Below are 24,234 nucleotides of genomic sequence, written 5' to 3'. Positions count from 1 at the left end.
CCGGTTGTAAACACCGACTGTAAACACCGCTTACTTCACGGTGATTTCGGAAATCTGCAGCTTGAACTGCCCCGCTGCATTCTTGGGCAGCTCCGTGAACCACAGCACCACGTGATCACTGTTTACCGGCGTCGGTGCAGTAAGTGTTGTTTTCGCGCTCATGGGGCCTTCGTTCACAACGGTGCCGCCGCTGGGCTGATCCGCGGTGGTATCACGCCACTGTACGTGTCCACCCTGGCCGCTCAGCTGTAAAGTAACTTCCTTGACGGTGGACGGCTTCGCCAGCCGCAGCTCTATCCCCATCCCCTCTTTGAGCAAGCCAAATTTTGGATTTCGCAGGTATTCCCAGCTGGCCCATTCCGTCGCCGGATTCTTATCGATGGCGAGTGGAAGCGTCTGCGGGTAGTCTTCGTCAGCTTCACTCTTCTGCGGGTTAAGAAGATTCGCTGAAATAATCTGCGGCGTTGTGGAGCTGGGCGTGGCGCCCGCACTCGGCTGGGCACCCTGACCTTCCGAAGCCTGCGGATTGGCCGAAGCCGTGGGCGCGGCAGAAATAACCGGCGGCCGGGTGGACACGTCCATGGGCCGGAAGAAAGTGGTCACAGCAAAGTACAAAGCCACTGCGACCAGGGCAATGGCGCCCGCAACGATGAGCTTGGAGGAGTCGAAGATACGCGATCCGAGATCCCGCCCATTTTCCTCGTCGGTGATAATCGGCCGCGAAGGAGCGGGTGGCCGGGTGGCCGGCTTGCGATCTCCGCGGGTGCGGGCGGCAACTTTTGCCGGCGCTCCGCTCGCGCGCGCGGCCTCGGAAATCGGGTGAATACGGGGCGCGGCCGGGGCAGAGTGATGAGAGGTAGCGGATGCTGCTCGGGTGGTTGCGGCGGCCGCGGCTGCGGGTGTGGTTGCCGCTGGACGTCTCGGGGATATATCGGTCCCCTGGAATGCTCCGGTTTCGTCGGCGTCGCCAGCGCTCATAATGGAACGACGCTGCGGGCTCGCTGCACTGTGAACACTGTTTAAGGAAACCGTGGGTGCGGCATCATGATCGCGTTCCTGGGCAGCGGCTTCACTTTCTGCGTGTTCATATTGTGCGGCTTCGCGCTCAGCACGGGCCCGTTCGGCAGCTTCGTGTTCCGCAGCCTCGCGCTCCCATTCTTCCAGCTCACGTTCCGCTTCGCGTAACGAGGGGAAATGCGGTTGGAATCGCGGTGTTGCAGCATCCTGAGCGCCGCCGCCAGCGCCATCGTGACCACTGTGGCTATCGCTGTGGACTGCGGGAGTTACCTCAGTTTGCGTTTCGCCCCGGTTATGGTAAGCAGTGTTTACCTCGGTTTCTTCGTCGCGGAATTCTTCCGGTGATACCCACTGCGGGTGGAGTTCTACTTCCGGAGCTGCGGTAATACCTAATTCGGTATCGATATCACCCTCGAAATTCGCCCCGGAAACGCCCTCGGGGTCCAATTCCTGGGCTCCGATAGCGGAAGAAGCCGATGCGGCAGAGGGAGCAACGGGAGTCTCATTAGCTTCGGTTGGTTCGCCGGTTTCGGCTGGCTCACCAGTATCGTCGGACCGATCATCAGTTTCAGAAAGATCGCCGGCTGAAACGTCCTTGTTTTCTGGTGCTTCTTCTCCGGCGTGCACGCTTTCGTCAATTCCGGGAACGATATCGGTCGCGGACGGCTCGCTGAAGTCACTGGCGCCGAAGTTACCTGCCACGTCAGATGCACCGGTGGCAGCTGCGGCGTCGTCGTGCTCAGAATCAGCGGCGCCGAAGGAAACGTGACTGGAGCCCAAGGTGACGCGGCCAATCGCGCCCCCGCGGACATGCCCGCCCAGCGGATCGAAACCGAAACGGGAATCCCCGCCGCCGGGAAGCTGCGGCGCCACTAGCACCGGAGTGGGGAATTCACGCAGGTCAGGCCGGTTGAACGGGACGAGGCTGCGCAGTACTTCCCCGGGGGAAAGCAGGCGTTCGGGGGAAAGGGTGCGCCGGAACACTTCTCGGATATCCTCGGGCAGCGAATCATCGCGCGCCAGCGCCTCGAGCGTCGTTTCGTCCGCCTGCGTGCCTTCGAGCAAAGTTGCCAAGAACAGCACCAGGTCAGCGGCCTCGGCGTTATTGAGACTGGCCGGATCGTATTCATCCGTGCGCGCACCGGCCAGAGCAGCGTCAATACCGATGCCGTCCAGGTACACATCCCCGGCATCGCCCACCCGCACCCGCGAAGGCGTGATGCGTAAATGCCGCATACCGCGCCCGGAAACCTGGGTGAGAATCGCGGCGAGTTCACACACCACTGCCTTGCCTTGCTCGGGCGCGAAACCTTCCCCGTGCACATAGCCGGTGAGCGAAGTGCCCAGCGGGATCTCGCTCACCACGAACTTTTCGCCGACGGAAAGCGTGCGCACAATATGCGCGTCGTCGAGCAGCCCGGTGCGCCGTGCCGCATCCAGCGCATCCGCACGCGTGGGAATATCCCCGATGAGCAGTACCCGCACCGCGGTGCCAAGCGCATCATCCACGGCGTACCACTGCTCGGTACCCGCAATATCGAGTTGCTCCTCGTACAAATTCTCCAGGCGGTAGCGACCGGCGAGAGTCATGCCCCTGGTTCCGATGGCGCTCACAGTTCCTCCTTGCCGTGCCTCGCGGCCACATTACTCCTATGGTATTTCGTGTTCCTCGCGCAGTTTATCGACGGCGCGCGGCCCGGCTTCTTCCGCCGCGCTAGCCTCACGTAAATTGTGGAGATGTTTTTCAGGATCGACGCCGCCCGACCGCCGCCCGCTGCGCAGGCTGCGCGCGATCCCACCGAGCAGGAGCACCGCGAGCAGCGCGCCAATAATATACGTCCCCGTGGTTTCCCACCCGGCGCGCACCCGCACATTAATATCCTGCACCGCGCCGATCGGCGTACCCACCGGATCGGTCACCGCGGCCGTCACCGTGACATTCCCCGAGCCGGAAGCCTGTACCGGCACCGCCACCGTCACCGAGGCAGCGGGCGGAATCGTTGCCGCAACGGGATCGGAGGGCACGATGCGGAAATCTTCGGCGCGCAATTCCACCACCGCGCCCACCGGAACGGGAAGGGAATTATGCACGTGCACGGGCAGATCCGCGCTTTCCGAAATGATATTGATCGTGGAGGAGGGCTGGACCGTGACGGCACCGGCCATCTCCTCGGCCAGCTGGGCGAGCTGCGCGGCAAGTTCCTCGCGTTGCTCGTGGTGGTCGCGTAGCGCCACCCCGGCCAGTTGCGCGGCGTGATGGGTGACCGGCCCGGTGATATCTGCGGGTCGCGGAGTAAGAGCGGCCGTGGTGGAAATTGTGGTGACGTGCGCATCACCCCGGGCCAGCTGCGTCGCGGAAATCTCCCCGGGCAGCACGCGCTCCTCGGGAAGCTGGGCGCACCCGGCCGCCGGTTTCTCAAGAAGATCACCGGCCGCGGTGGGCGCTAACCACGGTGCGCTTGTGAGCGCCCCGAGCGCGGCCCCGATATCGCGATCCGGCAAAGCACCGGCTCGCGCCAGCGCAGCACTTTCAGGCCGGTCCACCAGCACCACTTGGGCGCGCGGTGCGGCGGGTAGTTCCCGGTAGGTTGCTGCCGAGAGCGCGAGGGCCGTTTGGCGGGCATCAATGGCGGAGAGGCGGCTCCCGGCGGCTTCCGGCAAACCTTCCCCACCTCCGGAGGCTAGTACATTTGCCTCATCTGAGCTGGGCAGATATCCCTGCACCAGGGCGGAGAGCACGCCGTCCGCACGCAGTGCCGCGGCTTCATCCGGACCCGTTGCAATTTCACCCGAATCCGCCGCTTCGTTTGTGGCGGTTCCGGAATCCGCATCCGCAAGGCCCGCGGCTTCCGCGCCGGCACCGCGAGTTTCGCTCAAAGAACACGTTTTATTCCCCTCGGCATCGAGCGGAATATTCACCCGCCCGCTCGGGCTGAGCCAGGAGGCGTGCGTCGCATCCACATCGGTGGTGATGAGCGCCGCGACTCCCGCATCGCGCAGCGCCCGCGCGGTGGCCCGGTCCGCACCCAGCGCTGTCACCGCAATATCCGAACGCGCCGCGAAGCCGGAAGCCTGTGCCGCCTGCACCGCGTCTTGCCGTGCCAGGGCGAGCTTATCCGCACGCCCGGCATGGGTGAGCGCCGCGGCATCCACGTCCGCGCCCAAACCGAAGAACACGCTGGTCCCGGCCGCAGATTCAAAATTGCGCAGCGCGGCCCGCTCCGGATCGCCCCCGATAAGAAGCGGATCGACGGCGGCACTCACACCAGGGTGGGCAAAATACTCCAGGGTGCTCAAGCGGTGGGGTAGCCGCTCGGCCTGCGATGCGGAACTTGGAGCCGAAGCCGTTGGTGAAGAACTAGGTGCGGTGCCCGGGGCCGACGGCGCAGCCGGGGCACTCGCCCCCTGGGATGCCGCCGGCGCGGATGACGCGGCGCTCGCGGCCGGGTCGGAAGCTGAGGTGACACTCGGTACGGCGAGGCTTCCCGAGGTGGCGGAAGGTGCGGTGGGCGAAGGAGTGGCCGCGCCGGCCGGAGCTGAGGGCACCGGTGCCGAGGGCTGCGGTTGCGGGCTGGCCCCGGGCGCGGGTGCGGTGAGACTGGCGTAGACCTGCTCCTCGAGGGCCGGGGTTCTGCTCACATCGCTCAGGGAGCGCGTGACCGGCACAATTGCACTGATGGGGACAGGCGCGGCGTCGTCGCCGGGAGCGGTGACAATAAAACTACGGTCCGTTGCCGTTTCCCCATCCACCACGGCACTCACCTGGACCCCGCGGGGCCCCCACTCGGCGGGAATCCGCTCCCGCGGAACCGAAAAGGTAACGCGGGTGGACGTTCCGGGCGCAATATCCGCATCCGGGGTGAGGGTGTCATAGAGGGCCAGGCCGGCGGGCTCCGCGCGCATGAAGCTGAGCACCGCGCTGCGCGAGGAGGGGACGTAGCGCTGGATATAGAGCGAGACCGAATTAAGATGCCGTGTTTCCGTGGTGGAATTCGTCACGGCGGCGGTGAGGGTGAGGGTGGCGTCCTTACCGAGAACCGGGGCACCTACGTCCACGATCTCCACGCTGGGTGCGGAGGCCGGACGTACCGGAAGAGCTTGCGCGCTCAGCGGCCCCCCGGCGCCCAGCGGCACCCAGGCAGCCACCAGCCCGGCAAGCGCGCCCCGCCACATCATTCCTCCCCCGCGAGAATCGCGCGGGCCGAGGCCACAATACGGCGTTCATTAGGATAGGCCAGCCGGGATGCCACGCGATCCAAGCGCACCCATTCGGCCTTTTCCGCTTCGTGATCCGGGTCGTTATCAACGGTGATATGCCCGGTGATCCCCTCCAATAAAAAGTGGTGGACAACTTTATGGACGCGATGGTTGGTGCCGGAGAACCAGTAATCAATGGTGGCTAAATGCATGAGCACCCGCCCGGTAATCCCGGTTTCCTCCGCAATTTCCCGCACGGCGGCTTCTTCGGGCGTTTCATTACCTTCCAGGTGCCCCTTGGGGAGGCACCACTCCAGCCGCCCGCCGCGGTTGCGCCGCGCAATAACGGCCACATAGGCCTTCCCGCCGCGCACCCCGATCACAATTCCCCCCGCACTCGTTTCGTTCACCACCGGAAGTGAATGGCGCCGCGCAGAGGCCTGGTGCACGGCAGCGGCGCGCCTCCAGGATCTACGGCCCCCGAACTTGGAGGGCAACGGTGCTGACTTCGACATACCTCTAACACTACAACTAACGGTCAGAGCCCCCGGATGTGGCAACCTTTAAGGGTGACCACTTCTCAACAGACTCCGAAGACTCCAACAACGGACGATATGCCTCCGGGCCAGCGCCGCGCTCTCCTGCTCCTGGCAGGCCAGCGCGCCCTGGCGAATCTCCCGGACGACATCTTGCAACTAGCTTCTATCTTCTCAGATCACGGCGAAGAATTGGCCCTCGTGGGCGGCCCGGTTCGTGATGCTTTCCTCGGTGCACCCATTCACGACTTCGATTTGACTACCTCGGCGCGCCCGGAAACCACCGAAAAACTCCTGGCCCGGTGGGGAACCACGTGGGATATCGGGCGTGAATTTGGCACGGTGGGGGCGCGGCGCGGTGACCTCGTCGTCGAAGTAACAACGTACCGTTCCGATACGTACACCATCGGTTCGCGCAAACCCGATGTGGATTTCGGTGACAACCTCGAAGGTGACCTTACCCGGCGCGATTTCACCGTCAACGCGATGGCGGTGCGCCTGCCCGGTCTCGAACTGGTGGATCCGTGCGGCGGGGTGGCCGATCTCCTCGCCGGGCAGTTGCGCACCCCCGTCACGGCCGCGCAGTCCTTCGATGATGATCCGCTGCGGATTATGCGGGCCGCGCGGTTCGCGGCGCAGCTGCGTTTCGATGTGGCCCCGGATGTTATGCGGGCGATGGAAGATTACGCCGAGCGCCTCGAGATCGTCTCGCAGGAACGTATCCGCGCCGAACTGGAGCGCCTCATGACCGCCCCGGCTCCGCGCCGCGGCATTGAGCTGCTTGTCCATACCGGCGTGGCGGAACGTGTGCTGCCCGAAATCGCGGCGCTCACCGATACCGTGGACGCCCAGCACCGCCACAAGGACGTGTACCAGCACACCCTGCAAGTGGTGGATAACGCCATCGCGCTGGAAGATGAGGAGGTGCCCGGGCCGGACCTCATTCTGCGCCTGGCCGCGCTGTTCCACGACATCGGCAAGCCTGCCACCCGCCGTTTCGAACGCGACGGTTCGGTGACTTTCCGCCACCACGATGTAGTGGGCGCGAAAATGACCCGTGCGCGCATGCGCGAACTGCGTTTCGATAAAACGACGACGAAAAGCGTGGCGCGCCTCGTTGAGCTGCACCTGCGGGCTTTCGGATTTGGCGAACACGACTGGACCGATAGCGCGGTGCGGCGCTTCGTGCGCGATGCCGGGGAACTCCTCCCGCGCCTGCTGCGCCTCATCCGCGCCGATATCACCTCCCAGAACCGGCGCCGGGTGGCGCGCCTGCACGCCGCGAATGACGAACTGGAACGCCGCATCGTTGAGCTGCGCGAACGCGAGGAACTCGAGGCGGTACGCCCCGATATCGACGGCACCCGCATTATGGAATTGCTCGGCCTCGAACCCGGCCCGCAAGTGGGCAAAGCCCGCCAGTACCTCCTCTCCCTGCGCCTGGACGAAGGCCCGCTAGGTGTGGAAGAAGCTGAAAAGCGCCTGCTGGAATGGTGGGACGCCCAGTGAAACTCGTTGGTGATCTGCGCTCCCTGGCCCGCTCGCGGGGATTCCTCAAGCTGCTGTCGGTTCGGCTCGTCACCCAGTGCGGGGACGGCATGTTCCAAATCGGCCTGGCCTCCCTGTTCTTCTTCAACCCGGCCGCGAACGCGGATGTGCACGGGGTGGCGCTCTCCCTCGTGGTGCTGCTCCTACCTTTCTCCCTGGTCGGGCCTTTCACCGGGCCGTTTATTGACAGGTGGCGCCGCCGCCAAATCCTGGTGTACGGCAACCAGATCCGGGCCGGGCTCACGGTGGCGCTGGTGGTCACTACCCTGGCGAATATTGCGTGGCTCACCTACGTGCTGGCCCTCGTCACCCTCGGGCTCAACCGGATTCTCCTCGCGTGCATGAGCGCCGGGCTGCCCAATGTGGTGGAATCGCGCGAGCGGTTGCTCGTGGCGAATTCCCTGGTGCCGACCCTGGGCGGGGCCTCCACCGCGCTGGGCGCGATTCTGGCGTTCTTTTTGCGCCTCGCGCTGCCCGGAGAAGAAATGCAAAAAGTGGGGGCGCTGGTGTGCGCACTGGCGCTCTACCTGGGCGGATCGGGGGTGGCGAGCCTGCTGGGGCGCGACGAACTGGGCCCGCATACCCGCCCGCGCGGTTCGTTCGGCACGGCGCTCGCGCAGGCGGCCCGCGACCTCGTGGCGGCGCTGCGCTACCTTATTGCCCGCCGCACCCCGGCCGCGGCCCTCACCACCATGTCCCTGCACCGTTTCGTCTACGGAATGCAGTTCATCGCCATCGTGCTGGCCGGCCGTAACCTCTACGCCGACCCGGCTAATGCCGATGCCGGCATCGCCTACTTCGGCATGCTGCTCGGCATGATGGTCCTCGGGCACGGGGTTTCCATTATTCTCACGCCTCTCGCCCACGAACGCATGAGCCCGAGCTGGTGGGTGGTGTGCGCGCTGGTGGGCGGCACCGCCGGGCAGGCGATTATCGCGGCGACCACGGACCTTGGCTGGGTGATGGCCGGGCTGTTCATCTTCGGGATCGGGGTGCAGGGCGCCAAAATCGCGGTGGATACCATTGTGCAATCCGATACCGCGGATACTTTCCGCGGCCGCGCCTTCTCTATTTACGACGTCCTCTTCAATATTTCCGAATGCATCGCGGCCGGGGTGGCGATTCTCGTCTTGCCGAGCATCGGATGGTCGCGCGAGGTGCAGCTCGCCCTTATCGTCATGGTCTGGTGCGTGGCGGGAGCGTACGCGCTTTTCGTGCGTTCCAGCGGCGGGCGGCCCACCCCGGTCACGCTGTAGCCGCTCCGCTCACGGTACGACGCCGCCACCGCGACCCGCCGCGGCACCTTGGGTGCGGGGCGCGGGCAATCCGTGCGGAGCGCGGAAAACTGGCAAGATAAGAAGTAAATGACCCGGCGCGCATCCGCCACCGGGACTCCCACCAGGACGGAGGATCCTATGGCCGCCACTCGACCAGGTGATATTCCACGTGATCGTATTGCCCAGGCTATTGACACCCTGCCCACCCAGGTTGCTGGCTCCCGGGCGGGCAACGATAGCGGCGGTGAGGAGAGCGCGGGCGGTGCGGCGTCGTCGGCTATAGGACGGGCAAGCGATGCGGAGAATTCCGGCGCCGGTGAACAAAGCGGCTCCGGGAACTCGGAGGTGAACCGCGGCACGGATGCGGGTCACGGCGAGGATTTTGGGGTGAAGCTGCTGCACGCGGCGGCACTTCTCACCATCGTGTGCGTGGGCCTCTACCTCATTCACGATTTTGTGGGGCCGGTGTTCCTGGCTCTCACCCTGGTATTGACGGTGCGCCCGGTGCATCGCCTCCTCCTGCGCCACCACGTGCCGCGGTGGCTGTCCGGAACACTGACCGTCTCCATTATTGTGGTGGTGCTCCTCGCGGTGGTGGGTTTGACGGCGTGGTCTCTGGCCGGACTGCCGCGCACCCTCATGAGCTACGAAGATAAATTCACCAAGCTTTTCCAAGACACTATGACCTGGCTGGAAAGCCTGGGTTTGAGCACGGATCAGCTCAGTCAGCGCCTGGGTGACGTGCTCAATATGGACACGATTATTTCCCTGCTCAGCCAGGCATCCGGGGCGCTCATGAGCGTGGGGAGCCTCATGTTTGTGCTGGCGCTCGCGATTTTCTTCATCACGATTGACACCCTGTCCGTGCCGGCGCGCGCCCGTATCGTGCGCGATCACGATCCGGATCTCTACCGTGCCCTGGCCTCCTTCGAGGGGCGGGTGCGCCAATACTGGCTGGTGGCCACCCTCTTTGGTTTGCTGGTTTCCACCCTCAATTATTTCGTCATGATGTGGTTGGGGATTCCGCTGGCACTGGCCTGGGCGCTGTGGACCTTTGTTACGAATTACATTCCGAATATTGGTTTCATCCTCGGTGTGATCCCGCCGGCACTCATGGGGCTGGTGGATAGCGGGCCGGCCACCGCGCTGTGGATTCTGGTGATTTTCACCTTCCTCAACGTCACGATTCAGGGCGTGCTGCAGCCGAAGATCGTGGGGGACGCGGTGGGATTGTCCACGACCGTCACCTTCCTTTCGCTGCTGTTCTGGGCGGTGGTGCTCGGACCGCTGGGAACGATCCTCGCGGTTCCGCTCACCTTGTTTATCAAGGCGATTTTCGTGGATTCTTCTTCGCGTTCGCGCTGGGTGGAGGCTTTCCTCGTGCCCGAATCGAATGCGAAAACTCGCGCGGAGCGCGGCGTCTACGATCTTGACGAACCGGTCCGGGAAATTTACCGTGATTTCACTTCGCGGGATTCCGAGGTGCGCACCAAGATGCGGGATCTGCGGAAGATTTCGCGACGCCGCAAGAAAGGTATCCGCGGGTAGCTTGGACCACGCGGGTTAGCCACGAGCGTGTGACCTGAGGCAGACTAGATACGCGGCGCGACCGCGCGCCGGTAGGGAGTAACGATGGCTGGAACGCGAACGGGTCGGACACAGAAGGGGCGCGCGCGCACCACTACGGGGCGCAGCGCAGGCCCTGCGGGTCGTGCCGGAGCGCGCCGGGGCGGAACGGGCACGGGCGCGCGCCGCAAGCGCTCGCTATGGAATTATCCGCGCCGCGGCAAGGGGCCGATTCACCGCTGGATTCCCTCGTGGCGCTTCGTGCTCGGAATGTTCTTCACCCTGGGCTTCGGCGGGCTGGTTGCCCTGGTGACGCTCTACATTTTCCTGCCCGTCCCCAGCCCCGATGATATTGCGACCGCGGAAAAAACCACTCTCTACTACCGCGACGGCAGCACCGAATTGGGCAGCATGTACGAGGTGAACCGCACCCCGGTCCCCCTGGAATCCCTGCCCGAGTACGTGGGCAATGCAGTGGTTGCCTCAGAAGACCGCACTTTCTACTCCAATTCCGGGATTGACCTGGGTGGCATCGCGCGCGCCGTCGTCAATAATATTCGCGGTGGGGCGCGCCAGGGAGGCTCCACCCTCACCCAGCAGTACGTGGAGAACTACTACCTGGGCACCACCACTGATTACATCGGCAAGGTGAAAGAAGCCGTGCTCGCGGTCAAGGTGGACCGCAATTCCTCCAAGCAGGACATTCTGGAAAACTACCTCAATACTATTTACTTCGGGCGCGGTGCCTACGGGATTGAAAGCGCAGCTCAGAACTACTTTGGTATTCCCGCCGCCCAGCTGAGCCTGGACCAGGCCGCGCTCCTCACCGCGGTTATTCCGGCGCCCTCCGCCTGGGACCCGGCGGTTGATCCGGAGCGAGCTGCCCAACGTTTCGACCGGGTCATTAACCGCATGCTCGAAGACGGCTATATCACCGCTGACCAGGCCGCGGGTGCCACCATGCCCGCGACCATCGAGTATGTTGCAGCCAAGCAATTCAGCGGAACGAACGGCTACCTGCTGGCCGCCGCCCAGCAGGAACTTATCGCCACGGAAAAGTTCACCGAGGACAGCCTCAACCGGGGTGGCTATACGATTGTCACCACACTTGACTCGACCATGCAGCAGGCCGCGGTCGATGTCGTCAATGCCCTCCCCAAAGATCGCCCGGAAAACAATTACGTGGGTATGCTTTCCGCGGATCCGTCCACCGGAGGTATTTACGCGATGTACGCCGGCGCGGACTACCAGGAACGCCAGCGCAATACCGTCACGCAGGATCGCGCTCAGGCCGGATCGACCTTCAAACCCTTCGGCGCGCTCGCGGCTCTCAAGCAGGGCAAATCCATCGACGGTACCTATTACAATTCCCCCGCGGAGCTGAAAATTGGTGATATCACCATTAGTAATTTCGACGACGCCAATATGGGAAATATCAATATGCGTACCGCCACCGCGAACTCGGTGAATACGTACTACGCGCAGCTCAACGAGGAGGTGGGGCCGCGTAATACCCGTGCCGCCGCGATTGAGGCCGGGATTCCGGAAACCACGCCGGGTCTGGATAATTCCCTCACCAATGTGCTCGGCTCGGCTTCCCCGACCAATAAGGAGCTCACCCAGGCCTTTGCCGGTTTCGCCAACCGCGGGGTGAGTGTGCCCTTGCATGTGGTTAGCGAGGTGCGCGATGCGCAGGGTACCGTGGTGTACCGCGCGGATACGGCCGGTAAGCGGGTGCTCGATCAGCGCGTTGCCGATAACCTCAACGAGTTACTCCAGGAACCCACCGGCCCGCGCGGGACGGCGGATCGGGCCGGGCGGCTCGGCTTCCAGGTGGCTGGGAAAACCGGAACCTCCACGGATCTGAAATCCGCGTGGTTCGTGGGCTACAACCCGAAGATTATTACCACGGTGAATATGTTCCAGATCGGGCCGAACGGTGAGGAAGAGTCGCTGGGCGGCTGGGGTGCCTACCCGTGGGGTATCGGCGGGAACGGCTACCCGGTGGATATGTGGGTGGACTTCATGAAGGCCGTTACCGGCACTATGGAGCTGCCGAAGTTCCCCGAACCGGAGCTTATTGGCGAGAAGCGCCCCAGCTTGCGGCCTACGCGCCTCGAACCGGTGGAAGAAGTAACGACGACGCCCGAACCGAGCGCGGAGCCAAGCGAGCAACCGGCGCCGGCCACCGAAGAGCCGGCACCCGAACCGAGCGCTACGGTGCCCCCGGAGCTGCAACCTACCCGGATGCCCGCCCCGCCCACGGAAACTATCCCGTTGCCCACCGAGCCGGCTGAACGCGAGCGCGTTCCCGGCGCGGTGGGGTAGGAGTGGGCTAGCGCGTTCCACACTCTCGAAGTGTTGGCCACCCGCGTTTTAGACTGACCTCATGAAAATCTATCCCTTCTGGGCGCGGGAGAGCGCCCCGGTATCTACCACGTCGGGGCCAGCCACGGTGGCGCAATGGGGCTGGTCCGCCAACTCGGAAGAAGAGGCGCAAAAAGTCGCGGCAGCGCGATTGCATCGCCTCGTTGATCGCATCGCTGAACTCGGTCATTTTCCCCGCGAACGCCAAGCTCGCGCGGAATACTATCCGGGCACCCCGCTGCGCGAAGAGATCCTGTCCGTCCTCAGCAGGGAGAACGGCACCCCTACCTGCGCGATCACCCGAAATCGCTACGGAGCAGAGGTTCTCAATACCGCAGATATCCTCATCGCGGATGTGGATGTTCCCGAATTAGAAGAGGTGGCCCGCGCGCGAGGCGGCAAACGGGCCGGCGGGCGAGCCGCAGGTTCTCAGAACAAACCCGGTTTCCTCGCCCGACTTTTCGGTTTCGGCGCGAAGAAGCAGGAGCGGCCCGCCGGCTCTGCTTTCGAGCCCGGACCGGGTGCGGCACCTGCTCTCGCACCGGAACCGGCATCGGTAACCGCGGCGAACACCGCTCCCGGTTCCGCCTCCATCCCGGGGCTCATCACCGAAACAGCGCCGGTACGCCAGCATATGATCGAAGCCGAACTCATTGCCTTTGATCGTATTGAACATTTCGCGCGTCTCAATGCGGCCTGGCCGGTTTTCGTCTACCGCACTTTCAAAGGTTTCCGCGTGATCGTGGCTGTCGAGGGTATCGCCGCGGACTCCGGGGAAGCGCAGATGATCCTCAATCAGCTCGGTTCCGACCCGCTCTATATGCGGTTGTGCCGGGTGTACGAATCCTACCGGGCGCGCCTCACCGCCAAACCCTGGCGAGTCGGGATCGCGGCGCCCAGCGTGCGTTGGCCCGAGTACGATGCGTCGTCGGCGCTATGCGATCCGGCTGCGCGCGAGGAAATGTCACGGTGGTTGATGCGGTACGACGCCGCCCGCGCCGGCTACGCCACCACGCGCTTCATTGCTGCCTTCGGGCCTTCTCCTACCGGGCGCGCGGCGGAGATGGTGGCTGTGCACGCACGCGCTACCGGTGCGGAATCCGGCCTGCCACTCGCCTAGAGCTGGAGGGTGCCCGCCCACTGGTTGGCCACCGTATCGAGGTAGCCGAGGTGATCGTCGAAAAGCCCGGCGTACCTTTCGGTCATCTCCAGGGTGATGGTTCCTACCAGTTCGGTCCACGCGCGGATCACGGAGACGATGAGGCCGTCCGGTAGTTCAGCCAGCTCCGCATCAAGAGACCCGAAAGTCATGCGGATGCGCCACAGATCCACCCCGAGCGCCCGGGTTTCGGGGCCTGTCAGGGCTTTATTGCGCCCACCTTTGGCGATGCGGGCCAATTCGAGGGGGACGCGCAGGGCCGCGGCCGTGGTCATTTCCGGATTGGAAAAATCAATCGCGCTGGCCCCATAAATAAGGGAGAAACGATTCGGGTAATCAAGGGCCCAGGTGTGGGCGGCGCGCCAGGCCGCCACCCAGCGTTCCCGCCCTGACATTTTTTGATCCGCAGCCCGGCGCATCGCCCCGGCCAGGTCACGGTAGGCTTCGGCCGCCAGGGTGGTGAGGAGTTCTTCGCGGGAGCGTACGTGGCGGTAGGGAGCACCCGGGGAAAGCTCAAGGGAGCGAGCAATCGCGCGCATGGAAAGCTGTTCGGCCCCGGCGCGGTCAAGCTGCGCGCGGGCCGCATCCAACAGCTTTTCCCGCGTGGTGGGTGCTTCACCTTCACTCATAGCTCGCTCCTGTGTTTGTGCCCGGTAGGTCGCCACAATCGCGGTGGAGCGACCTAGGGAAAGTCTACCGTTCCCCATGCGTGCAGGGCCGGGATTCTCACGGAAATACGGGCGAAAAGGCGTGGGCCGCTCCATATTTAACCATCTGGAAAACAATGCCGGTACCGGCTAGACTGAGGGACTGACCTATCTGTTCGCGGGCGTCAGCATGCGGATGGGCGGGTCAACGCATAACCCTTCTGCCGCGGACGGACCGCGGCCGTTTAGACCAGAGGAGGTGGGTAGACATGCGTGAATACGAGATGATGATCATCCTTTCTCCGAACGTTGACGAACGTAATTTGTCGACCAACGTTCAGAAGCTGCTCCAGGTTGTCCCCAATGAGGGCGGCGAACTGGAAAAGGTCGATATTTGGGGCCGCCGGAAGCTTGCTTATCCCATTAACAAGCACTCGGAGGGCATTTACGTCGTCGTCGATATGAAAGCGACTCCCGCAACCGCAAGCGAACTTGACCGCCAGCTCGGCCTCAACGAGGACGTGCTCCGCATCAAGCTCCTGCGTCGCGACGAAAAGTAAACGTACCACCAGCGTAAGAACCGAATCTGAGAAAACAACGGGGTAAAAGGAGCGATTATGGCAAACGAACCGGTCATTACGATCGTCGGTAACCTCACCGCCGATCCGGAAATGCGTTTCACGTCAGGTGGTGTGGCGGTCGCGAGCTTCACGGTTGCTTCCACCCCGCGCAAGCGCAATGCCCAAACAGACCAGTGGGAAGATGGCGAACCAATGTTCGTGCGGTGCTCGGCGTGGCGTGACTACGCGGAGAACGTCGCTGAATCGCTGTCGAAGGGCATGCGCGTGCTGGTAACGGGCCGGCTGACGGTCAATCGTTACCAGACCCAGAACGGAGAACAGCGCGAAGGTCTGGAACTTCAGGTTGATGAAATCGGGCCCTCGCTGCGCTACGCCAAGGCCCAGGTCACGAAAACCAGTGGCGGCGGTAATTACAACCGCGGCAACCAGGGTGGCTACGGCCAGAACCAGGGCGCTCCGAGCGGTCAGGGCGGGCAGGGCTCCTACGGGGGTCAGGCCAGCTACAACGCTCCGCAGGGCGGCTCGGCTTACGATCCGTGGAGCCAGCAGCCGCAAGCCCCGCAGGGCGGTTCCGCTTTTGACGATATGCCCCCGTTCTAAATACGCGTTCTAGATTTCCGGGATTACGCACACACCAGTTATTGACATTTTGACTCGGGCCACTGCCCCGCGGCGCGCAGAAAAAGCGCGGTAGTTGCGGGAGCTTCGGTAGGCATGAGTCGCAGCAACACAAGGAGACAACTATGGCGAAGGGACATCTTCGCAAGCCGTTGAAGCGGAAGACCGCTCCGGTGAAGGCCATCAAGGTCGGCAATATTGACTACAAGGACACCGCTACGCTGCGCAAGTTCATTTCGGACCGCGGCAAGATCCGCGCCCGCCGCGTGACCGGTGTCAACGTTCAGGAGCAGCGCAAGATCGCCAAGGCGATTAAGAACGCCCGTGAGATGGCTCTGCTTCCCTACTCGAGCAACGCTCGCTAAGGAGGCACATAATGAAGCTCATTCTTACGCACGACGTCGAACGCCTCGGCACCGCCGGTGACGTTGTCACCGTCAAGGACGGCTACGGCCGTAACTACCTGCTGCCGCGCGGCTACGCCACTCCGTGGACCAAGGGTGCTCAGAAGCAGATCGATCAGATGGCCGAAGCGCGCCGCAAGCGCTCCATCACCGATCTGGAAGCCGCGCACGCGCTGCGCGATGCGCTTAACGAAGCTGTGGTGCAGGTAAAGAAGGCCGCCGGTGAAAATGGCCGCCTCTTCGGCGCGGTGACCTCCAAGGACATCGCTGAAGCCGCTACCGAAACCGTGGGCAAGCCGGTGGATAAGCGTTGGATCACGCTGGCATCCCCGATCAAGTCCCTGGGCAGCTACACCGCTAAGGTGCGGGTGCATGAGGATGTCACGGCATCCCTCCAGGTGGATGTGCTGCGCGCACCCAAGAAGTAATAGCTGATAGCTAGTTCATCAGCACGCGAAGGCGGGGGAGAACCTTAGTGGGACTCCCCCGCCTTTGTGCTGCCGTCGCCTTTGTGCTGCCGTGCCCGCTCTCGCCTAGCTCCCTAGCTGCACCCACTTTTCCCCGCGCACCCGCAGGTACATGGGCAGCGCCCGGGCGCTCATGCACACCCCGGCATAGCCGATCCACAGCCAGATGAATCCCGTTTGCCCGGAGGTCCATTCCAGCAGTCCGAGCACCATCGGCCCGTACAGGGCGAGGGGGATAAACATCATCCACGCCAAGGTCGTGAGGTCGCCCGCGCCGATGAGGACGCCGTCGAGAATAAATGCAACCGAGGCAATCGGGAAAAATACCGCGATAACGAGGAGGCCCCAGAAGGCTAGCCAGCGCACGTCGCCCGCGGTGCTCATGATCCGCACGATAAGCGGCGAGGTGAGGACGGTAGCGGCCCCCAGCACCGCACCCACGCTCATGCCGCGCGTCAGGCAGCGCCCGAGCACTACCCGCAGGCGCGATTCGTCGCCGGCGCCGGAGGCTTGGCCCACGAGGATTTGGGCGGCCATGGCGAGGGCATCCAGCCCGTAGGAGGCGAAATTCCAGATGGTCATGGTGATTTGGTTCGCGGCGAGCGCTTCGGTGCCGAGTTGGGTCGCTCCGGTGATTTGCAGCAGGATAAGCACGCGCAGCACCGCGGACCGCACGATGAGAGGTACGGAATCGTGGAGGGCGCGGAGCACACCCACTCCGCGCGGCGCGAGCGGGGCGTGGTGCTCGCGCGCATGATGTACGACGACGCCGGTCAGTACTACACCCATAACCGTTTGCGCCGCCGCGGTACCGATTCCGGCTCCCGCCAGGCCCAGCCCGGCAGGGTAGATGAAAACAAAGTTGAGGGGAATATTGACGAGTGCCCCGAGTACCGAAACTTTGAAGGGCGTGGTGGTGTTCCCCAGCCCGCGCAGGGTTCCGGTGGCGGCGAGGACGACGAGCATACCGGGGAGCCCCGCGGCGGAAAAACGCAGGTAGCGTGCCCCTTCGGTGACGACGATTCCCTCTGCTCCGAAGATCTCCAGAATCTGGGGTGCCCAGATAGCTAAGACCGCGCCGAGTAGCACGCCCAGGGTACCGGCCAGCCAGAGCCCGTCCATGCCTTGGGAAAGGGCGGCTTTCATGCGCACAGCTCCCACGTAGCGGGCGGTGGCGGAAGTGGTGGCGTAGGCCAGGAAAATGCATAGCCCAACGAGGGTGGTGAGAATAGTGGAGGCGAGGGCGAGGCCGGCTAGCGGCCCGGTGCCCAGGTGGCCGACCATCACGGTATCGGTGGCAACGAGGAGTGGCTCAGCCAGGAGGGAGCCGAGGGAGGGAAGGGCCAGGCGTGCGATCTCGCGGTCGATAGCGTGCTTGGTGGTGGCGCGGTCGCCGGTGGGCCTGTTGGAATTGTTCTCGGGTGTCGTCACGTCCGCTAGCTTAGCCGAGCCCGGGTGAGGCCGCCGGTTTCAGGGCTGCCAGCCGCAATTGGCCTCAGCGGCACCCGTAAGCTCCCGGCCACCGGTACTTGAGGAAAGCCTCAACGTGAGCGACCTCACGGCCCATGAGTGTGGAGAACTTGGGGCCGCATCTTTCCACAGTTGTGGACAAACTTGGGGACGGAATACCGGGGATTTCCCCCACTCCATCCACAGTTGTGGATAGTTGTGGGTACAAATGGTGAACAATCCCCAAGCTATCCACAGTTTGTCCACCGGTTATGCACGGATCCACCGGCGTGTTTACACATCCGCGCGGGGGAATTAACTTGAAATTCACCTCGTAAACGCGTTACGAAAGCCAGTGGAGATCTATTGCCGAGAAAGGGAAGCTATGTCCGTCGTCAACAACGGTGCAAAGATGCAGGGGTCATCTTTTGAACGTACCCCTCCCCAAAATCTCTCGGCCGAACAATCTGTTCTGGGCGGAATGCTGCTCTCCAAAGACGCTATTGCCGATGTGGTAACCGTGCTAACCGCCGATGATTTTTACCAGCCCTCCAACGCCACGGTGTTCACGGTCATCCTTGAGCTTTTCGGGCGCGGGGAGCCGGCAGATGCCATTACCGTGGGCGCGGAACTCAAAAAACGCGGGGATCTGGAGCGCATTGGCGGGCTGCCGTATTTGCATACTCTGGTCGCCTCGGTACCCACGGCTGCGAATGCCGGGTATTACGCGAATATTGTGCGTGAACAATCCCAGCTGCGCGGCTTGGTGGAAGTGGGTACCCGCATCGCCCAGCTCGGCTACACCACTGACGGAGCGGATGTTATGGGTCTCATCAATATGGCCCAATCGGAGGTTTTTTCCCTCGGTCAATCGCGGGAGGCTACGGATTACGCCACGATGGCGGAAATCGTTCCCGGGCTGCTGGATGAATTGGAGAAAAACGCGGAACGCGCGGGCCAACTAGAAGGGGTGGCCACCGGGTTTATTGACCTGGATGCCAAGCTTAACGGTTTGCGCGCCGGGCAGATGATTATTGTGGCGGCCCGCCCGGGTGCGGGTAAGTCTACGCTCGCCATGGATTTTTGCCGGCAGGCTGCCATCCACAATCACCAGCCGGTGGTCTACTTCTCCCTGGAAATGAACCGTACGGAACTGTCCATGCGTTTGCTCGCTGCCGAGGCGGGAGTTTTCCAAGATCGCATGATTAAAGGTGAGATGACGCAGCAGGATTGGGACAAAGTCGCCGGCGCCGTCGAACGTATTTCTACCGCGCCGCTTATTGTGGATGATTCTCCAAATCTCACCTTGCCGGAAATCCGCGCAAAATCGCGCCGCCTCAAGCAGCAGCACGATATTCAGATGATTGTGATCGACTACCTGCAGCTTTTGGCTTCGGCTGGGCGGGTTCCAGAATCACGCCAGCAGGAAGTCTCGGAGTTTTCACGCTCGATTAAATTGCTCGCTAAGGAATTGGAGATCCCTATTATTGCGGTGGCGCAGCTCAACCGTGATTCGGAAAAGCGAAATGATAAGCGCCCCCAGGTGGCTGACCTGCGTGAATCGGGTTCTTTGGAGCAGGATGCCGACGTCGTCCTTCTTATCCACCGCGATGATATGTACCACCAGGATTCGGAGAAGGCCGGGCTCGCGGAAGTCATTATTGGCAAGCAGCGTTCCGGGCCTACCGGCACGGTGGAGGTGGCATTCCAGGGCCACTACGCGCGTTTCGCGAATCTTGCCGAAAACTAAATCCGAGCCGAAACAGTCGCGGGGGCGCGCTGCGCATATGCAACGCGCCCCGCGCAAAATACTATTTATTCCCGGTGCTGTGCCGGTGGGCTAGCTACGCCAAGCTAGCTGCCCGATCTAGCTACGCCAATTCAAGGCTGTCTCGCACCGCGGCCAGGAGGCGGCAGACGCGCGCCTGCGGCAGCGGCTCGGAGGAAAGCTGGTTCTCCACGTAGGAGAAGGAGATTCCGGTACCCGGGTCCGCGAAGGAAAGGCAACCGCCGCGCCCGTTGTGTCCGAAGCTGCCGCGGGAGAGCATGGGCTCGCGCTGGCTGCCCAGCTGGAAGACCAGCCCGTAGCGGGAGGTCGAATCACACAGGACTTCGTCGAAGCCTTCGGCGCGGGTGGCTGAAACCGCGGTGATGAGCTCGGCATCGTAGCGCGCATAGCGCCCGTCGCAGAACGTCGCGTAGAGGGTTGCCAAGGAGAGTGCGTCGGCATGCCCGTTAATAGAGGGCATTTCCGCGTCGAGGAAATGCGGATCGGTGATGGCCGAATCGGTGTCCTGCGGGGATTGGTAGGCGTAGGAGGTTGTGGAGTTCGGATCGGCCTGGGCCTGGCGCAGCGCCCCGCCCCAGCCCTGGGTGCGCGGGCCCCAGAAATGCTTGGCGATGCGGGAACGCTCGGATTCCGGGCAGCCAATCCACACGGACAGGTTGAGGGGCGCCCGGAAGTTTTCTTCCAGGTAGTGCTTCGGGGTGAGCCCGGAAACCCGCCGCACCAGCTCTCCGGCCAGGTAGCCCATGGAGAGCGCGTGGTAGCCGTGTTTGGTGCCGGGCTCCCAGCGCGGGGCCTGGGCCGCGAGCTCGGAGGTAATCAGGTCCCAATCGAAAAGTGCGCTCGCGGGCAGAATATGGTCAAAACCGGGCAGCCCGGCGGAGTGGCTGGCCAGCTGGCTCACCCGAATATCTTCCTTGCCGTTGGCGGCAAACTCCGGCCAGTAGTCAGCCACGCGGGCATCCGGGTCGATGAGGCCGCGCGCCACACAGTCCGCGAAGCAGATCCCGGTCAGGCCCTTCGTTTGCGAGAAAATAAGCTGCACCGCGTTATCCGGGTAGGGCGTGCGTTCCTCGATAGGATCTTCAACGACGGCGCCATCGGCCACCCCGCCTCCGGTATTTGCACCGGCGGGCGGATTCCAGCCCCCGTAAATATTGACCACGGGTTCGCCGTGCCAGAGCACCGCGATTTGCCCGCCGCGATCTTGGTTGGTGGCGATGGAGGCGGCGAAAGCGTCTACCACTCGCGCAAATTCCGGGGCGTAGGAGCCGCGGATGGAATCGCGCGCCTGCGTGAATGTTGTCATGGATTCCTCCTAGAGTGCGCCGAGGGTATTGACTCGCCCTCGGCAAGGTCCATATACGGGTGCGCGCTGGCTAGCTGCTCACGCATCCGGGAAAAGTAATACTCCTGAAATTCCAGCGCTTCAATCCAGAGGCGTTGCGCGCTGCGGGTGGCGCAGCGGTAGTGGCGCTCGCGGCCCAGGCGCGCCAGGTATCCGTCAATAAAATCAAGTTGTTCCGGGAGCGGCATGGCGTCCATATTGTGATACAGCAGGGTGTCGTGGATGCGGTAGACGCTGAAACGATCCACGTTATCGCAGTCGCCAACCGAGCGCGCCAGCACGCTGGCTTCTTCCGGATATTCGCGATGGCCGGGGTATTCGGGGGAATCTTCCGGATATTCGCTGCGGCCATCGGTGTGCATGGCGATGCCCTGGCAGATCTCCGTGACCTCCGCTTCCGGCATGCCTAGACTTGCCAAAAACGGGCGGATGATGCGTGCGCCGGCGCGGCCGTGGTCTACCGGGCGGGCGGAATCAAATTTCCCGACGTCGTGCAGGAGGCAGGCAATTTCTAGGGTATGTACCGCCAAGCCTTCTGACATGGCAACTCCGCGCCCGATGGCCGCCACTCGTAAACAGTGTTCATAGCGGTAGCGGCGGGCGCGCGGGCTGGCCGGGGCGCCTTCCAGGTGCTCACGCAGGAACGCGAGGGCGGGGCGTAGGTACGGATTCGTTGTCACGTTTCTATTGTGGCACGGCACGCGGGCTCCCTTCCGTACTTAAGTGCTACGACGACGCCGCTTGCGCACCCGGCGCGCCAGCACCCGCGCCAGGTAAATCCCCACCGCGCCCAGTTCCCAGATGAGGGCTTTCGGGGTGGTGGAAGGAGCGAGGCTGGCTCCGCGCATGACGGGGGTGAAGCGGTATTTCACGGCGAAATACCGGGCCCGCGGCACGTGCTGCCAGGAGGTCACGATCACCGCGGCGATGGTGCCATCGGGGAGCAGCCCGGGAATCGGAGTGCGCCCGCGGAGCAGCGCGGCGCAGTCTCCCATATTCTCTTCGGTGGTGCGCGAGTGGCTTTCTACCAGGAGCGCGCTGCGGGGTACTGCGCGGGCGGCAAGCCAGGAGGCCATGACCTGGGCTTCGCTGGGCACGCCGGGTGAGGCCCGCCCACCCGAGCAGATGAGGGCGGGGTGTGCCCCGCGCGAGCGGGCATAGCGATATTCAGCCAGCGCCCGCGCCAGGCGGCGCTTCAAACTACCGCTGGGCACAAAACCCACGCGGGTGTGCACGATCCGGCCGCCCAGCACAATAATGACCGGAACGGCCGGATCGATGCCGGGCATGGCTTAGTCCTGATCCCGGTAAGCGCCCTGCCACACGGTAGCGAAGGGGGTATTGGCTTCCACGCGGGCCTTAATGCCGGCGGTCACCATATTCTTCGCGCGCTGCACGGCTTCGTGGATCTCCACGCCCTTGGCCAGTTCCGCGGTGATGGCGGCGGCCAGGGTGCAGCCGGCACCCGAAACGCGTTCCTCACCGATCTTCGGGGCGCGGTAGACGGTGGCTTTCTCCCCATCCCAGAGAACATCCACGGCATCCGGGCCGGGGAAATCAATCCCGCCCTTGACCACCACGTACGTGGGGCCGAGCTCACCGATGCGCTTGGCGGCTTCGATGAGATCCTCCTCAGTTTCCAGCGCATCCAAACCGGAGAGGGTGCGTGCCTCAAAATTATTCGGGGTGGTGACGGTGGCGAAGGGAAGAATCTTGGTGCGCAGCGCATTATCGGTATCCAGCGCCTGGCCGGGTTCCTGACCCTTGCAGATGAGAACCGGATCCACCACCACATTGTCCCAATCCTGGGAAGCGAGCCCGGCGCGTACCGCCTCAATAGTATCCGGGTGGCCGAGCATACCGACCTTGGCGGTGCGAATATTCTGGGAGCGCAGCGCCGCTTCCATCTGAGCGCTGATCACTTCCGGAGAGACGGGCACGAAGCGATGGTTCCAGTTATTCTTCGGATCGAAGGACACGATACACGTGAGCGTGCCCATGCCGTACACCCCGAGTTGCTGGAAGGTTTTTAAATCAACTTGGAATCCAGCACCGCCGGTAGCTTCCGATCCGGCGATGGTGTATGCAAAATACATTCCGCTCCTTTTCCTTACGGGTTCCCGGCACGGTGACGTTCACCTGATATTCCGCCCCGGCCCATCGGGGCGTGACCTGCCTTTCACCACTTCTATGCTAGCGAAGGGCTACGACATCTTTATGGGGCGTTTTATGCGCTGGACACCAAATCCGAGGGCGTTAGCCCAGCTCATTCAGCTAGCGTGGCAGCAGTTATTCTCCGTTTCGCCGGAAGGTATCCGGGTGGCGCCCGGTGCGCCCGGCTTCGAAACGATCCATATTGTCGATTTCTTCCGCTTCTTCTTTGAGGAGCATGTACTCCAAGCAGGCCAGGTTTTCAGCCAGGTGCGCGGTGGAGGATGCCCCGGGGAAAACGATTCTCCCGCGCGAGAGGTGCCAGAGCAACACCAGTTGGGCAACGGTGCATCCCTTAGCTGCCGCAAGCTCGGCAAGCACGGCGTCGTCGTTCACAGCGCCGCGCGCCAGCGGCGCCCACGCTTCCACGCGAATCCCGGCGGCGGTGCAGTACTGCGTGACTTCGGCGTTCTGGAAATAGGGGTGCGCTTCGATTTGGTTGACGGCGGGCTGGATATGCGCGGCGAAACGCAGCGCCTCAAGGTGGTGGCGCTCGAAATTGGAAACGCCGATCGCGCGAGCGCGCCCGTCTGCCACAAATTCCTCCATGACCTGGTACGCCTCCACGTAATCGCCGCTAAGCATCGGCCAGTGAATGAGGAACAGATCAACGTAATCAGTGCCGAGATCCGCGAGTGAGCGCGCGAAAGTTTCCCGCACCGCGCGCGGAGCGTGATGGGGATTATCGAGTTTCGTGACAAGGAAAATATCCTCACGATCCACGCCAGATTCCGCGATTGCCGTGCCCACCGCGGCTTCGTTGCCGTACATTTGCGCGGTGTCGATATGCCGATAACCCATGGCGAGCGCCTCGCGCACGGCCCGGCGCGCGGTGACGTTGTCCATGCGGTAGGTCCCGATGCCCAGTTGCGGGATCCAATGGCCGGAATTGAGGGGAAGAAGCGGGATTGTTGCCATGGTTCTATTCTTGCAGAAGGTACGACGGCGCAGCGGCACTCCGGCACTCCGGCACCCGGCCGGCTACTCTAACATTGTTAGAGTAGCTTTAGAGTAGCTCCGGGTGACCCCGAGAAAACGTTGCTATGGCGCGGATTT

The 24,234-nt window shown here is 63.2% G+C and carries 20 protein-coding genes; 10 read left to right on the top strand and 10 right to left on the bottom strand.

Annotation, left to right across the window (positions count from 1 at the left end):
* Window positions 1-30: 30 nt before the first annotated feature.
* From AC5RK6_RS02220 to AC5RK6_RS02210, 3 genes are read right to left on the bottom strand one after another with little or no spacing between them, the layout of a single operon-like run.
* The gene (locus tag AC5RK6_RS02220) at window positions 31-2,631 is read right to left on the bottom strand and encodes a protein kinase family protein (protein WP_435730774.1); all 2,601 of its coding nucleotides are present in this window, start codon (window positions 2,629-2,631) and stop codon (window positions 31-33) included.
* Window positions 2,632-2,667: 36 nt separating this feature from the next.
* Window positions 2,668-5,193, bottom strand: a complete 2,526-nt coding sequence (locus tag AC5RK6_RS02215) for a DUF6049 family protein (protein WP_435730775.1) — start codon at window positions 5,191-5,193, stop codon at window positions 2,668-2,670.
* Window positions 5,190-5,729: an NUDIX hydrolase gene (locus tag AC5RK6_RS02210; RefSeq protein WP_081637277.1), complete on the bottom strand. Its 540-nt coding sequence runs from the start codon at window positions 5,727-5,729 to the stop codon at window positions 5,190-5,192. Before AC5RK6_RS02210 ends, AC5RK6_RS02215 begins: the two co-directional genes overlap by 4 nt.
* A gap of 36 nt (window positions 5,730-5,765) precedes the next feature.
* On the opposite strand from AC5RK6_RS02210, the gene AC5RK6_RS02205 reads away from it, so the two are divergent.
* From AC5RK6_RS02205 to AC5RK6_RS02185, 5 genes are all read left to right on the top strand, one after another.
* Window positions 5,766-7,259 carry a CCA tRNA nucleotidyltransferase gene (locus tag AC5RK6_RS02205; RefSeq protein WP_435730776.1) on the top strand — a complete coding sequence of 498 codons (1,494 nt, stop codon included), beginning with the start codon at window positions 5,766-5,768 and terminating at the stop codon, window positions 7,257-7,259.
* Window positions 7,256-8,554 (top strand): MFS transporter, encoded by a 1,299-nt coding sequence (locus AC5RK6_RS02200; protein ID WP_279058326.1) that lies wholly within the window; start codon window positions 7,256-7,258, stop codon window positions 8,552-8,554. The genes AC5RK6_RS02205 and AC5RK6_RS02200 overlap by 4 nt, the downstream gene beginning before the upstream one ends.
* Before the next feature lie 159 nt (window positions 8,555-8,713).
* A complete protein-coding gene (locus tag AC5RK6_RS02195; RefSeq protein WP_435730777.1) occupies window positions 8,714-10,123 on the top strand; it encodes an AI-2E family transporter in 1,410 nt (469 codons plus the stop codon).
* An 84-nt stretch (window positions 10,124-10,207) separates the two neighbouring features.
* Window positions 10,208-12,469: a transglycosylase domain-containing protein gene (locus AC5RK6_RS02190; protein WP_435730778.1), complete on the top strand. Its 2,262-nt coding sequence runs from the start codon at window positions 10,208-10,210 to the stop codon at window positions 12,467-12,469.
* Between the two features lie 61 nt (window positions 12,470-12,530).
* Entirely contained in the window at window positions 12,531-13,628 is a 1,098-nt protein-coding gene (locus tag AC5RK6_RS02185; RefSeq protein WP_435730779.1) for a hypothetical protein, read from the top strand.
* Here AC5RK6_RS02185 and AC5RK6_RS02180 read toward each other — a convergent pair.
* Window positions 13,625-14,296 (bottom strand): TetR/AcrR family transcriptional regulator, encoded by a 672-nt coding sequence (locus AC5RK6_RS02180; protein ID WP_164545936.1) that lies wholly within the window; start codon window positions 14,294-14,296, stop codon window positions 13,625-13,627. The genes AC5RK6_RS02185 and AC5RK6_RS02180 overlap by 4 nt on opposite strands.
* A gap of 287 nt (window positions 14,297-14,583) precedes the next feature.
* Here AC5RK6_RS02180 and rpsF point away from each other — a divergent pair, with 287 nt between their 5' ends.
* The 4 genes from rpsF to rplI all read left to right on the top strand — a co-directional run bounded on the left by rpsF (window position 14,584) and on the right by rplI (window position 16,345).
* Window positions 14,584-14,874 carry a 30S ribosomal protein S6 gene (rpsF, locus tag AC5RK6_RS02175; protein WP_126135501.1) on the top strand — a complete coding sequence of 97 codons (291 nt, stop codon included), beginning with the start codon at window positions 14,584-14,586 and terminating at the stop codon, window positions 14,872-14,874.
* Window positions 14,875-14,931: 57 nt separating this feature from the next.
* Window positions 14,932-15,495, top strand: coding sequence for a single-stranded DNA-binding protein (locus tag AC5RK6_RS02170; protein ID WP_274778508.1), 564 nt, complete (start codon window positions 14,932-14,934; stop codon window positions 15,493-15,495).
* Between the two features lie 143 nt (window positions 15,496-15,638).
* The gene (gene rpsR, locus AC5RK6_RS02165; protein ID WP_016442031.1) at window positions 15,639-15,878 is read left to right on the top strand and encodes a 30S ribosomal protein S18; all 240 of its coding nucleotides are present in this window, start codon (window positions 15,639-15,641) and stop codon (window positions 15,876-15,878) included.
* 11 nt (window positions 15,879-15,889) lie between these two features.
* Window positions 15,890-16,345, top strand: coding sequence for a 50S ribosomal protein L9 (gene rplI, locus AC5RK6_RS02160; protein ID WP_016442030.1), 456 nt, complete (start codon window positions 15,890-15,892; stop codon window positions 16,343-16,345).
* Window positions 16,346-16,450: 105 nt separating this feature from the next.
* On the opposite strand, the gene AC5RK6_RS02155 is transcribed toward rplI, so the two are convergent.
* A complete protein-coding gene (locus AC5RK6_RS02155) occupies window positions 16,451-17,815 on the bottom strand; it encodes an MATE family efflux transporter (RefSeq protein ID WP_274755815.1) in 1,365 nt (454 codons plus the stop codon).
* A 403-nt stretch (window positions 17,816-18,218) separates the two neighbouring features.
* On the opposite strand from AC5RK6_RS02155, the gene dnaB reads away from it, so the two are divergent.
* Window positions 18,219-19,583 carry a replicative DNA helicase gene (dnaB, locus tag AC5RK6_RS02150; protein ID WP_126135498.1) on the top strand — a complete coding sequence of 455 codons (1,365 nt, stop codon included), beginning with the start codon at window positions 18,219-18,221 and terminating at the stop codon, window positions 19,581-19,583.
* A gap of 121 nt (window positions 19,584-19,704) precedes the next feature.
* On the opposite strand, the gene AC5RK6_RS02145 is transcribed toward dnaB, so the two are convergent.
* From AC5RK6_RS02145 to AC5RK6_RS02125, 5 genes are all read right to left on the bottom strand, one after another.
* The gene (locus tag AC5RK6_RS02145; protein ID WP_274755816.1) at window positions 19,705-20,928 is read right to left on the bottom strand and encodes a serine hydrolase domain-containing protein; all 1,224 of its coding nucleotides are present in this window, start codon (window positions 20,926-20,928) and stop codon (window positions 19,705-19,707) included.
* Window positions 20,925-21,647: an HD domain-containing protein gene (locus AC5RK6_RS02140; RefSeq protein ID WP_274735570.1), complete on the bottom strand. Its 723-nt coding sequence runs from the start codon at window positions 21,645-21,647 to the stop codon at window positions 20,925-20,927. Before AC5RK6_RS02140 ends, AC5RK6_RS02145 begins: the two co-directional genes overlap by 4 nt.
* 39 nt (window positions 21,648-21,686) lie before the next feature.
* The gene (locus AC5RK6_RS02135) at window positions 21,687-22,256 is read right to left on the bottom strand and encodes a YdcF family protein (protein ID WP_274755817.1); all 570 of its coding nucleotides are present in this window, start codon (window positions 22,254-22,256) and stop codon (window positions 21,687-21,689) included.
* 3 nt (window positions 22,257-22,259) lie between these two features.
* Window positions 22,260-23,063, bottom strand: coding sequence for a bifunctional hydroxymethylpyrimidine kinase/phosphomethylpyrimidine kinase (gene thiD, locus AC5RK6_RS02130; RefSeq protein ID WP_274755818.1), 804 nt, complete (start codon window positions 23,061-23,063; stop codon window positions 22,260-22,262).
* A gap of 193 nt (window positions 23,064-23,256) precedes the next feature.
* Complete coding sequence (locus AC5RK6_RS02125; protein WP_274732607.1) at window positions 23,257-24,096, bottom strand: aldo/keto reductase; 840 nt, start codon at window positions 24,094-24,096, stop codon at window positions 23,257-23,259.
* Window positions 24,097-24,234 lie beyond the last annotated feature (138 nt).

The sequence above is a fragment of the Actinotignum sp. usb-actsch-213 genome, assembly GCF_059085665.1.
The sequence above is the reverse complement of the archived record's forward strand: the minus strand, read 5'-3'. Positions and strand labels throughout refer to the sequence as shown.